General features: G+C 73.6%; 10 protein-coding genes and 1 pseudogene. 5 read left to right on the top strand and 6 right to left on the bottom strand.

Annotated elements, in window-relative coordinates:
- Both E2E34_RS25405 and kbpA read right to left on the bottom strand, forming a co-directional pair.
- The coding region (locus E2E34_RS25405) for a serine/threonine-protein kinase (protein WP_138904244.1) at positions 1-1,286 on the bottom strand (1,286 nt) is incomplete at its 3' end.
- A gap of 435 nt (positions 1,287-1,721) precedes the next feature.
- Positions 1,722-2,519, bottom strand: a pseudogene (kbpA, locus tag E2E34_RS25400) (AfsK-binding protein KbpA); the annotation flags it as partial.
- A 311-nt stretch (positions 2,520-2,830) separates the two neighbouring features.
- Here kbpA and E2E34_RS25395 point away from each other — a divergent pair.
- Positions 2,831-3,478, top strand: a complete 648-nt coding sequence (locus tag E2E34_RS25395) for a TetR family transcriptional regulator (RefSeq protein ID WP_138904243.1) — start codon at positions 2,831-2,833, stop codon at positions 3,476-3,478.
- 146 nt (positions 3,479-3,624) lie between these two features.
- Here E2E34_RS25395 and E2E34_RS25390 read toward each other — a convergent pair whose 3' ends face one another.
- Entirely contained in the window at positions 3,625-4,122 is a 498-nt protein-coding gene (locus E2E34_RS25390) for a nitroreductase family deazaflavin-dependent oxidoreductase (RefSeq protein ID WP_138904242.1), read from the bottom strand.
- Entirely contained in the window at positions 4,122-5,360 is a 1,239-nt protein-coding gene (locus E2E34_RS25385; protein WP_138904241.1) for an acyl-CoA dehydrogenase family protein, read from the bottom strand. The genes E2E34_RS25390 and E2E34_RS25385 overlap by 1 nt, the downstream gene beginning before the upstream one ends.
- 138 nt (positions 5,361-5,498) lie before the next feature.
- Here E2E34_RS25385 and E2E34_RS25380 point away from each other — a divergent pair, with 138 nt between their 5' ends.
- Together E2E34_RS25380 and E2E34_RS25375 are read left to right on the top strand one after the other, a co-directional pair.
- Entirely contained in the window at positions 5,499-6,671 is a 1,173-nt protein-coding gene (locus tag E2E34_RS25380) for a thiolase C-terminal domain-containing protein (protein ID WP_138904240.1), read from the top strand.
- A 145-nt stretch (positions 6,672-6,816) separates the two neighbouring features.
- Positions 6,817-7,470, top strand: coding sequence for a pyridoxine/pyridoxamine 5'-phosphate oxidase (locus E2E34_RS25375; protein WP_138904239.1), 654 nt, complete (start codon positions 6,817-6,819; stop codon positions 7,468-7,470).
- An 82-nt stretch (positions 7,471-7,552) separates the two neighbouring features.
- On the opposite strand, the gene E2E34_RS25370 is transcribed toward E2E34_RS25375, so the two are convergent.
- Both E2E34_RS25370 and E2E34_RS25365 read right to left on the bottom strand, forming a co-directional pair.
- Positions 7,553-7,975 carry a Zn-ribbon domain-containing OB-fold protein gene (locus tag E2E34_RS25370; protein ID WP_138904238.1) on the bottom strand — a complete coding sequence of 141 codons (423 nt, stop codon included), beginning with the start codon at positions 7,973-7,975 and terminating at the stop codon, positions 7,553-7,555.
- Positions 7,972-8,427 carry a DoxX family membrane protein gene (locus E2E34_RS25365; RefSeq protein ID WP_138904237.1) on the bottom strand — a complete coding sequence of 152 codons (456 nt, stop codon included), beginning with the start codon at positions 8,425-8,427 and terminating at the stop codon, positions 7,972-7,974. The genes E2E34_RS25370 and E2E34_RS25365 overlap by 4 nt, the downstream gene beginning before the upstream one ends.
- 178 nt (positions 8,428-8,605) lie before the next feature.
- Between E2E34_RS25365 and E2E34_RS25360 the strand changes: the two genes are divergently transcribed.
- A complete protein-coding gene (locus E2E34_RS25360) occupies positions 8,606-9,766 on the top strand; it encodes a flavin-containing monooxygenase (protein ID WP_138904236.1) in 1,161 nt (386 codons plus the stop codon).
- A 143-nt stretch (positions 9,767-9,909) separates the two neighbouring features.
- On the top strand, positions 9,910-10,821 hold the full coding sequence (gene sigJ / locus E2E34_RS25355) for an RNA polymerase sigma factor SigJ (RefSeq protein WP_138904235.1): 912 nt from the start codon (positions 9,910-9,912) through the stop codon (positions 10,819-10,821).
- Positions 10,822-10,867: the final 46 nt, after the last annotated feature.

Genomic DNA, 10,867 nt, shown 5'->3' with positions numbered 1-10,867 from the left:
GACGCCGGCTCCCCGTCCGTGCCCGCCCCGTTCGCGGCGGCGCCCAGTCCGGCCGGCGGCCTGATCCACCCGGTGGCCTGCTCCCCCGGCACGGCGACGGCGGCGGCGGTACGGCCGTCGGCCACGCGCGGGCCCGGCCCGATCGGGACCTTGGAGCCGGGCAGCCTGAGCGCGCCCTGCTGGGCGGCGTGCTGCGCCTGCCCGCCCGGTGCCCCGTGCCCGGCGTGCGCGCCCTGCGGAGGGTGCCCGTCCGCGTACGCGGCGGCCGGGGACGGGGAAGCGGGCCCCTCCGACCGGGACGCCACCGGGGCGAACGGCGGCGGGCCCTGCGGCCTCGGCGGTGTGGAGTGCGCCCGGGACTGCGGCGCGCTGGGCGCGCCGGGGAGCGCGGGGCGCCCGCCGCGGCGCTGCTCGATCATCGCGGTGGCCCGTGCGGGCAGCCACGCGGACGCCGTACCGCTGTCGTCCTCGCCCGAGGCGAAGAGGTGCGGCGAGAGCTGCGCCTGGAGGTCGGCCGGGCTGGGCCGCCGTACCGCCTCCCTCTGCATGCACGACTCGATCAGCGGACGCAGCTCGTCGGGCAGCCCCTCGGTGTCCGGGCCCTCCCGCAGCAGCATGAAGACCGTCTCGACCGGGTTCGCGCCGTGGAAGGGCGCGTGCCCCGTCGCCGCGAAGACGAGAGTCGAGCCGAGCGAGAAGATGTCGCTCGCGCCCGTCACGCTGCGCGAGTCGCGCGCCTGCTCCGGCGACATGTAGGCGGGCGTTCCGACGGCGACGTTGGTCATGGTCAGCCGGGTGTTGGAGACGCCCGACGCGATGCCGAAGTCGATGACGCGCGGGCCGTCCTCGACCACCAGGACGTTCGACGGCTTCAGGTCGCGGTGGACCAGTCCGGCGCCGTGGATGGACTGGAGCGCCTCGGCGATGCCCGCCGCCAGCCAGCGCACCGCCTGGGCCGGCATCGGCCCGCATTCATTCACTATTTCTTCGAGGGAGGGCGCGGGGACGTACGCCGTGGCCAGCCACGGCACCGCCGCCCGCGGATCGGCGTCCACCACGGCGGCCGTGTAGAACCCGCTGACCGCCCGGGCGGCCTCCACCTCGCGCGTGAAGCGGACGCGGAACAGCTGGTCCTCGGCGAGCTCGGTCCGTACCGTCTTGATCGCCACGCGCCGGCCCGACGCCGACCGCGCGAGATAGACCAGCCCCATGCCGCCGGCCCCGAGCCGTGCCAGCACCTCGAACGGGCCGATCCGCCGCGGGTCGTGCTGCGTCAGCTGCTCCATAACTTGCCTGCCACCTCCCCGTACGAGGCCGCAAACACAGCCCCGTGAAGCGTCTCACCACTGGGCACCACCCAGCGGTGCGCACTCTGATTCTTCCTGTCTGAGGCGATGGTGGCGAACCCGGGGGCGGACCGGGGTGTCTCACCCGTATTCGGACAGGTCAAGCGGACGTAAAATGTCGGCGATGCGCTGCTACGTCGCGGTTTGGCGGGGCTCGTCGGGGGCGGGGCGCTCGTCGGCCTCGTCACTTTCGGCCACATCGGCGCGTTCGGAGGAGTCGTTCGAATCGGCCGCTCCGGCGGCTTCGGCCGCGTCGGACGCTTCAGCGGCTCTGGTCGCTTCAGGCGCTTCAGGCGCTTCGGCCCCGCCGGCCGGCTCGCTCGCTTCGGCCTGCGTGGTCGCTTCGGCCGGCTCCGCCCGCGCGGGCAGTTCCGCCAGTACGGCGAAAGTGGCGCCCTGGTCGTCGGTGAGCACCGCGATCCGCCCGTACGGGGTGTCGAAGGGCTCCGCCTGGACCCGCCCGCCGAGCTCGACCGCCCGTGCGGCGGCCCCGTCGCAGTCACCGACCACGAAATAGACCAGGAAGTGGTCGGGCATCTCGGCCGGGAACGCGTCCCCCATGACACTGCGGCCGCCGATGGCAGTGTCGGGGCCGGGGTCGGCGCCGGCCGGGGACCAGGTCCTGAAGTCCTCGCCCGCCTCGTCCAGGTCGAAGCCCTGGAAGCCGAAGACGCTCTCGTAGAAGGGGTCGGTACGGGTCTTGTCCCGCGCGTACACCTCGGTCCAGCAGAAGGAGCCCGGCCGGTCCCGCACCTCGAACCCGGCGTGGCTGCCGGCCTGCCACAGACCGAAGACCGCGCCGCCGGGGTCGGCCGCCGCGGCCGTCGTGCCCAGTGGGGGCACCGGCAGCGGGTCGGTCACCATCTGGCCGCCCGCCTCCCTGATCCGCGCGGCGAGCACGGTGACGTCGTCGGCGGCGAAGTAGATCCCCCAGGCGGTGGGCATGCGGCCGTCACGCTTGGGCGCGAGGGCCGCCACTTTCTTGCCGCCGCTGAGGGCGTTGACGAACGCCGTCTGCCCCGCCCTGCCCGACCAGCCCGTGCGCGCCCGGTCGTCGATGCCGGGATCCGCGAAGGTCCAGCCGAACAGCCCGCCGTAGAACCGCTTGCCCGCTTCGACGTCGTCCAGCGTCACATCGACCCAGCACGGCATGCCTTCCGTGTATGCGGCCATGGCCCGGATCCTTCCGTCGCGCAGGGCGGGGCGATGTGTGGCGCCCGTCACCCTCAAGCTAACGGCCGCCCGCGCTCCACGCAGGGAAACAAATCGAACAAGTGCTCCCTTGTCGGGGCATCGCGCCAGGCGGGGCAGGGTTGTCCACCAAAGTTGTCCACAGGCTGTTGATAAGACTATTCGGGTTCGAGCCGTCCGGAGCGGGTCGGCGGGACCGGCGGTGAGGGGCGCCCGGGCCGGGGCGGGCTGGCCGGTTCCCCATTTGCAGTCGGCCGAATCGCGCTCCGATCACCCCTCGGTAAGCTGACGGCATGACAGGACAAGTACGCACCGTCGACGGCCGCGTGGCCGGACGACGCGGTCAGGCGACGCGGCAGAAGCTGCTCGACTGCCTCAGCGAGATGCTCAGCTCCTCGCCCTACCGCGACGTCAAAGTCATCGATGTGGCCCGGAAGGCGGGCACTTCACCCGCGACGTTCTACCAGTACTTCCCTGATGTGGAGGGCGCCGTCCTCGAAATCGCGGAAGAAATGGCCAAGGAGGGCGCCGGGTTGACCGAACTCGTCTCCGGCCGCTCCTGGGTGGGCAAGGCGGGCTGGGCGACCTCCGAGGAACTTGTCGAGGGCTTCCTCGACTTCTGGCGCAAAAACGACGCCATCCTCCGGGTCGTCGACCTCGGCGCGGCCGAGGGCGACAAGCGGTTCTACAAGATCCGCATGAAGATCCTGAACTCGGTCACCAACTCCCTTACGGACACGGTGAAGGAGCTCCAGGCCAAGGGCAAGGTCGACAAGGACGTCAGCCCCGCCGCGATGGCCGGCTCCCTCGTCGCGATGCTCGCGGCGGTCGCCTCGCACCAGAAGGGCTTCCAGACCTGGGGTGTGAAGCAGAACGAACTGCGCCCCAACCTCGCCCTGTTGGTCCACCTGGGCATCACCGGCAAGAAGCCGACGAAGTAGGACGACGTAACCCGTCCCTCGATCCGGCCCCCCGAGGGAGCCGGTGTCGCCCCCAGTCCTGTCAGCGCAGCGGCGGGCCCGCACCGGTCCGCCGCTGCGGCGTTTCCAGCGGTTTCACACGTCCGGCGCGCTCGCGTCCGGCGCCGTCAGGAGTCCCCCGGCCCGGTGGCCGCCCGTTCCTCCAGCCGGAAGAGCCGGATCTGCCGCTCCACCCTCGCCTGGTACGTCGCATAGGGCGGCCAGAACCTCAGCGCCTCCTCCCACACCGCCTCCCGCTCCGCGCCCTCCAGCAGCCGCGCCCGCACCTCGATGTCCTTGCCGCGCCAGCTGATCCGGGCGTCCGGGTGCTTAATGAGATTGGCGGTCCAGGCGGGATGCCCCGGCCGGCCGAAGTTGCTGCCGACGAGGATCCAGCCGCCGCCCGGCTCCAGCGGCATGCACGCCAGCGGGGTGGTGCGCGGCTCGCCGCTCCTGGCGCCCTGCGCCGTGAGGACCACACCGGGCAGCATCCGCGCGCTGGGCAGCACCCTGCCCCGCGTCAGGCGGTGGACGGCACGGTCCATGGCCGGGACGACATGCGGGGCGATCCGGGCGAAGGCGCGGGTCGACGACAGCTTCTGCACGAGGCGCGTTCCGGGCGGCATCAGGACGTCACCTCTCGCTCCACCCCGGGACCGGCGACTGCCACCGCGTCCCCCTCCCGCGTACCGTCGAAGAGACCCGCGACCCGCGCCGCGCGGTCGCGCAGCCGGTGGACGGGGCCGAACAGCAGCTCGTCCGACGCCGCCCGCTTGAAGTACAGGTGCGCGTCGTGCTCCCACGTGAACCCGATCCCGCCGTGCAGCTGGACGGCCTCCGCCGTGGTCGTGCGCAGCGCCTCGACGGCCTGCGCGAGCGCCAGGCCGCCGGTGGCGGGGTCCCAGGCCGCGTAGTACGCCGCCGAACGCGCCGCCCGTACCTGTACGTAGAGGTCCGCCAGCCGGTGCTTGACCGCCTGGAAGGAGCCGATCGCCCGCCCGAACTGCTCACGGGCCTTGACGTGGTCGACGGTGCGCTCCAGCGCGTACGAGGCCGCGCCGACCCCTTCGGCGGCGAGCACGACGGCGGCGGTGCGCCCGGCGTCCGCCAGCGCGCCGGGCACGTCGGCGGCGTCGTCCTCGCCCAGCAACTCCGCTTCGGTCTCGCGCAGTTGCACGCGGGCCTGGGTGCGGGTCTCGTCCAGGGTGGTCCGCCGCACGCGGACCAGCCCCGGCGCCCCGGCCCGTACGAGGAACAGCAGGGTCCGGCCGCGCGCGAAGCCCCCGGTGTGCGCGGCGACGACCAGCAGGCCGGCGCTGTGCCCGTCGAGCACCTGCGCCGCTTCCCCGTACAGGGTCCACGTGCCGCCCGGCCTCCCGGAGCCGGTACGCCGGGCCTGTACGCCGCCGGACCGGCCTCCGCCCGCCCACGCGCCGCCGGTGGTGTCGTCGGTGAGGCCGAGCGCCGCGGACAGGCCGCCGCCGGGTACGGCGAGGGTGGCGGTCAGCGTGCCGTCTGCGACGGACGGGAGCAGGGCCTCGCGCTGGGCGTCCGTGCCGAGGGCGGCGACCAGGGGGGCGGCGAGCACGGTGGTGGCGAGCAGCGGTGACGGCAGGAGGACCCGGCCCGTCTCCTCGCAGGCGAGAGCGAGCTCGACGGTCCCGCAGCCGACTCCGCCGTACGCGGCGGGCAGGGCGAGGCCCGGCAGCCCGATCTGCTCGGCGAGCTGCCGCCAGAGGCCGTCGTCGTACCCGGCGGCGGTCCGTACGGCCGACTTCACCTCGTCGGGACCGCTCCGCTTGGCCAACAGCTCGCGCAGCGTGCGCCGGATCTCTTCCTGCTCCACGGTGAAGGCGGCGTCCATGGAACTCCCTCCCTGTCTGACGGGCCGTCATGTTAGGGGCGAGGAAGCGAGATGCACAGAGGCGCGGGGCGACCGCTCTCCTCCTCGCGTCGCACGGAAGCCGGTGCGACGGACGGTATCTGATGTACCGTCAGATATATGCTGGCTCCCCGCTCCCCCCGCAAGGTGGCCGTCGTCGGCGCGGCCCTCTCCGACTGTGGACGCGTCGACGAGGCCACTGCCTACGCCCTCCACGCCCAGGCCGCCCGCCGCGCCCTCGCCGACTCCGGTCTCGACCGGTCCGTCGTCGACGGCTTCGCCTCCGCCGGCCTCGGCACGCTCGCGCCGGTCGAGGTCGCCGAGTACCTGGGGCTGCGCCCCACCTGGGTCGACTCGACCGGCGTCGGCGGCTCCAGCTGGGAAGTCATGGCCGCGCACGCCGCCGACGCGATCGCCGCCGGCCACGCCAACGCCGTACTGCTCGTGTACGGCTCGACGGCCCGCGCCGACATCAAGGCGGGGCGCCGCACCTCGAACCTGTCGTTCGGCGGGCGCGGCCCCCTCCAGTTCGAGGTCCCGTACGGGCACACGCTCGTCGCCAAGTACGCGATGGCCGCCCGCCGCCACATGCACGAGTACGGCACGACCCTGGAGCAGCTCGCCGAGGTCGCCGTCCAGGCGCGGGCGAACGCGGCGACCAACCCCGACGCGATGTTCCGCGACCCGGTGACGGTGGACGACGTGCTGTCCGGTCCGCTGATCGCCGACCCGTTCACCAAGCTGCACTGCTGCGTCCGCAGCGACGGCGGCTGCGCGGTGCTGATGGTGGCGCAGGAGTACGTGACCGACGCGGCCAAGGCTCCGGTGTGGGTACTGGGCTCCGGGACCGCCGTCTCGCACACCACCATGTCCGAGTGGGACGACTTCACCGTCTCCCCGGCCGCCGTCTCCGGGCGCCTGGCCTTCGAGCGGGCGGGCGTGCGCCCCTCGGACATCGACCTCGCGGAGATCTACGACGCCTTCACCTACATGACGCTGGTGACGCTGGAGGACCTCGGGTTCTGCGCGAAGGGCGAGGGCGGCGCCTTCGTCGAGAAGGGCCGGCTGCTGCGCGACGGCGCGCTGCCGGTGAACACCGACGGCGGCGGCCTGTCCGCCTGCCACCCGGGGATGCGGGGCCTGTTCCTGCTGGTGGAGGCGGTACGGCAACTGCGCGGCGAGGCGGGCGACGGCCAGGTCGTCACACCGGACGGCAGCCTGCCGGAGCTGGCGGTGGCGTCCGGGACGGGCGGCTGGTTCTGCTCGTCGGGCACGGTGGTGCTGGGCCGGTAGCGGCGACGCGCGGTCACTGCGGCGTACCGGCCGAGGGTGCCGAACCGTTGTCCCGGCGGAGCACTGCGAGCTGCCTCACCTCACGTCACTCGCCCGGTCCACCCCGTTCGAGTGGCGCCGGCCTCGGAGAGCGGATGATGGCTCGATGACCGCCTTCCACGAGACCCTCCGCTCGCTGCGCGTATGGGACACCACCCTCCCCGCCTTCGACCCGGACACCGCGCCCGCCGATCCGCTGCCCCTCTTCCGCCAGTGGTTCGTGGCGGCGGCGGAGGCCGGGCAGAGCGAGCCGCACACCATGTCGCTGGCCACCGTCGGCCCGGACGGGCTGCCCGACGTGCGGACGCTGATGCTGCACGACGCCGACGAGCGGGGCTGGCACTTCGCGTCGCACGCCACCAGCACCAAGGGCCGCCAGCTCGCCGCCGACCCCCGGGCGGCGCTCGGCTTCTACTGGCCGGTCCAGGGCCGCCAGGTCCGGGTACGGGGCCAGGTCGCCGGCGGGACGCCCGAAGAGGCCGCCGCCGACCTGCACGCCCGCTCGACGGGGGCGCTGGCGTCGGCGCTGGTGGGGCGGCAGAGCGAGGTGCTGCCCTCGCGGGAGGAGCTGGCGCGGGCGAGCGAGGCGGCCTGGGCGCGGGCGGAGGCCGAACCGGACGCCGAGTCGGCGACCTGGACGGTGTACGTGCTGGAGCCGCGCGAGGTCGAGTTCTTCCAGGGCGACGAGCGGCGACGGCACGTACGGCTGCGCTACCGGCGGGAGGGGGACGCCTGGGTCAGGGAGTTGCTCTGGCCGTGACGGGCGCCGGTCCGCCCCTTCGCGCACGACGCACGAAGACGCCACCCCACGCGCCGGGCCCCACCGAAGGCGTGGCCACCGCTCAGCTCTGCCTGTCCCCGGAGGACTCGGCCGTCCGGAAGACGGGGACCGCCGGCCCTTCGCCCTCCCGCCGGAAGGTGACCGCCAGCTCCATCCCGATCCGCAGGTCCGCCTCCGCGCAGCCGACGATCTCCGTCATCATGCGCGGCCCCTCCGCCAGGTCCACGACGGCGGCCGTGTACGGGACGCGGGCGCCGAAGGGCGGCAGGTCGTTGCGGTGGACGACCGACCAGGTGTAGAGCGTCGCGCGTCCGCTCGCCCGCTCCCACACGACGTCCTCGCTCCAGCAGTACGGGCAGAACTCGCGGGGGTAGTGGTGCGGCCGGCCGCAGGCGCGGCAGCGGCGCAGCAGCAGACGGCCGTCGGCGGCGGCGTCCCAGTAGGGGCGGGTGAACGCGTCGATGCCGGGCACGTCGGCGCTCATGCCCCCAGCCATCCGATCGCGTCGTCGAGGGACCACGTCTGCCAGGACAGGGTGAAGAGGGCGACGAGCGAGATGAGCGCCATCATGGCGTTCTGCCCCTGCTCGGCCCAGTCGTGGATCATCAGGACGAGGTAGAGGAGGTTCAGGAGCAGCCCGCCGGCCAGCGCGACGGGCGTCAGGAACCCGGCGACCAGGCCGAGTCCGAGGGCGAGTTCGGCGTAGACGACGACGTACGCCATCGTGCGCGGCCGGGGCGCGACCACGGTGTCGAATCCGCGCTTCACCGCGGGCCACCGATGCTTCCGGGCGACGTCCGCCGCCCAGGCGATGCCCGTGCCGCGCTCGAACCAGCCCTTCTTGTCCTTGTGGCGCCAGCTCTCCAGCCACCACAGGCCGAGGCCGACGCGCAGCACCGCGAGCCATTGCGCGCCGTCGAGCCAGAGGGTCCGCATCCCGCTCCACCACCCCTTCGTCCGCCCCCGCGCCACCTATCTGACGGTACGTCAGTTCAGCGGACGGGGCGGGCTTCGCGCAAGGGGCGGGGGCCCGCGACTGTCCGTGACCGATTCGCAACCGATTTCGGTCTTGACCGAGACCCATCAACGAGGTGCGCCGTTAGGCTCACGAATCATGACCAATACCACCCACGACCACCCCGTCTACGTCATAGGCGGCGGGCCGGGCGGACTGGCCGCCGCGGCGGCCCTGCGCGAACGGGGCGTGCGCGCCGTCGTCCTGGAGAAGTCCGACGCGGTCGGAGCGTCCTGGCGGGCCCACTACGACCGGCTGCGCCTGCACACCACACGGCGCCTGTCCGGCCTGCCCGGACTGCCGATGCCGCGCGCGTTCGGGCGGTGGGTGGCGCGGGACGACGTGGTGCGGTACCTGGAGAAATACGCCGCCCACCACGAGCTGGAGATCGTCACCGGCGTCGAGGTCTCCCGCGTCGAGCCCGCCCCCGGGCAGGACGGCGGCTGGCTGCTGCACGCCACCGGCGGCCGCGAGCTGACCGGTTCGGCGGTGGTGGTCGCCACCGGCTACAACCACACGCCGTACGTCCCCGAGTGGCCCGGCCGCGACACGTACACCGGCGAATTCACGCACGCGGCCCACTACCGCAACCCGCGTCCGTACGAGGGCATGGACGTCCTGGTCGTCGGCACGGGCAACACGGGCGCGGAGATCGCCGTGGACCTCGCGCAGGGCGGCGCGGCGCGCGTGCGCCTGGCGGTGCGCACCGCCCCGCACATCGTCCGCCGCTCGACGGCGGGCTGGCCGGCGCAGGCCACCGGCATCCTCGTACGCCGCCTGCCGGTCCGGCTGGTGGACCGGGCCGGCGCCCTGATGGGCCGGCTCGCGGTCCCCGACCTGTCGGCACACGGCCTGCCGCGTCCGTCCACCGGCCTCTACTCGCGGGTGCGGGAGGGCGCGATCCCGGTGCAGGACGCCGGACTGATCGCCGCCGTGAAGCGCGGGGCCGTGGAGCCGGTGGCGGCGGTCGACTCCTTCGAGCAGGACAAGGTCGTCCTTGCGGACGGCACCCGGATCTCACCGCGGGCGGTGATCGCGGCCACCGGATACCGGCGCGCCCTGGACGGTCTGGTCGGCGACCTCGGCGTACTGGACGGACGGGGCCGGCCCGTGGTGCACGGGGCGCGGACGCCGCCGAAGGCGCCGGGCCTGTACTTCACGGGGTTCACCAACCCGATCAGCGGCATGTTCCGTGAGATGGCCCTCGACGCCCGGAAGATCGCCAAACGGATCGCGAAGGGGCGCGGGTCCGGCCGCTGATCCGGGCGGCGCGCCCCCGCCGCCCGGGCCCGCCACCTGGCCACGGCGGGGTTCCGCAGCCGTGCCCGCATGATGGATCTCCGGAACTCTGTCCGCCTTTCCGTCCGTTGCCCCGCGACGGAACCCGCCCGAGGATGTGACCGATGGACGACTCCGAACTTCTGGCGGAACGCTTCGAGGCCCACCGCGGGCATCTGCGTGCCGTCGCGTACCGGATGCTGGGCTCGCTGAGCGAGGCGGAGGACGCCGTACAGGAGGGGTGGCTGAGGCTCAGCCGCTCCGACACCACCGAGGTCGCGAACCTGGGCGGCTGGCTGACGACCGTCGTGGGGCGGGTGTGCCTGGACATGCTGCGCTCCCGCACATCACGCCGCGAGGACCCGTTGGACGTGCACGAGTACGCGCATGTGCCCGACCCCGTCGTCAGCCGGGCCGACCGGGCCGACCCCGAGCACCAGGCGCTGCTCGCCGACTCGGTGGGGCTCGCGCTCCTCGTCGTACTGGAGACACTGCCGCCCGCGGAGCGGATGGCGTTCGTCCTGCACGACATGTTCGCCGTGCCGTTCGACGACATCGCCCCCGTCGTCGAGCGCACCCCGGCCGCGACCCGGCAGCTCGCCAGCCGGGCCCGGCGCCGGGTCCGGGCGTCTCCGCCGCCGGAAGCCGACCTCGGCCGGCAGCGCCAGGTCGTCGACGCCTTCCTCGCCGCTTCGCGCGGGGGCGACTTCGACGCGCTTCTCGCGCTGCTGGACCCGGACGTCGTCCTGCGGGCCGACACCGGATTCGTGACCGCCGGAGCGGTGAAGCCGCTCCACGCCTCCAGGATCGTGCGGGGCGCGCGGACCGTGGTCGAGCAGGCGCTCACGTTCTCCCGGTTCTCGCCGTACGCGCGGCCGGCGCTCGTCAACGGCGCGGTGGGGCTCGTCACGGCGGTGGACGGGCGGACGTTCTCCGTCATGCACTTCACCCTCCGGGACGGAAGGATCGCCGAAATCAACATCCTGGCCGACACCGACCGGCTGAACCGGCTGGAACTCCCCGTCCTCGACGACTGACACCGGGTCTTGACGGGACCGCGGCCCGGGTAGGGAGAGGGGAGGG

Source organism: Streptomyces albidochromogenes (assembly GCF_005981925.1).
In the GTDB taxonomy this organism is placed as follows: Bacteria; Actinomycetota; Actinomycetes; order Streptomycetales; family Streptomycetaceae; genus Streptomyces; species Streptomyces albidochromogenes.
The sequence above is the reverse complement of the archived record's forward strand: the minus strand, read 5'-3'. Positions and strand labels throughout refer to the sequence as shown.

Excerpts from the sequence above, each read along its gene's own strand:
- E2E34_RS25395 (WP_138904243.1), top strand. The coding sequence starts at position 2,831 with ATGACAGGACAAGTACGCACCGTCGACGGCCGCGTGGCCGGACGACGC.
- E2E34_RS25390 (WP_138904242.1), bottom strand. The coding sequence starts at position 4,122 with ATGCCGCCCGGAACGCGCCTCGTGCAGAAGCTGTCGTCGACCCGCGCC.
- E2E34_RS25385 (WP_138904241.1), bottom strand. The coding sequence starts at position 5,360 with ATGGACGCCGCCTTCACCGTGGAGCAGGAAGAGATCCGGCGCACGCTG.
- E2E34_RS25380 (WP_138904240.1), top strand. The coding sequence starts at position 5,499 with ATGCTGGCTCCCCGCTCCCCCCGCAAGGTGGCCGTCGTCGGCGCGGCC.
- E2E34_RS25375 (WP_138904239.1), top strand. The coding sequence starts at position 6,817 with ATGACCGCCTTCCACGAGACCCTCCGCTCGCTGCGCGTATGGGACACC.
- E2E34_RS25370 (WP_138904238.1), bottom strand. The coding sequence starts at position 7,975 with ATGAGCGCCGACGTGCCCGGCATCGACGCGTTCACCCGCCCCTACTGG.
- E2E34_RS25365 (WP_138904237.1), bottom strand. The coding sequence starts at position 8,427 with ATGCGGACCCTCTGGCTCGACGGCGCGCAATGGCTCGCGGTGCTGCGC.
- E2E34_RS25360 (WP_138904236.1), top strand. The coding sequence starts at position 8,606 with ATGACCAATACCACCCACGACCACCCCGTCTACGTCATAGGCGGCGGG.
- sigJ (WP_138904235.1), top strand. The coding sequence starts at position 9,910 with ATGGACGACTCCGAACTTCTGGCGGAACGCTTCGAGGCCCACCGCGGG.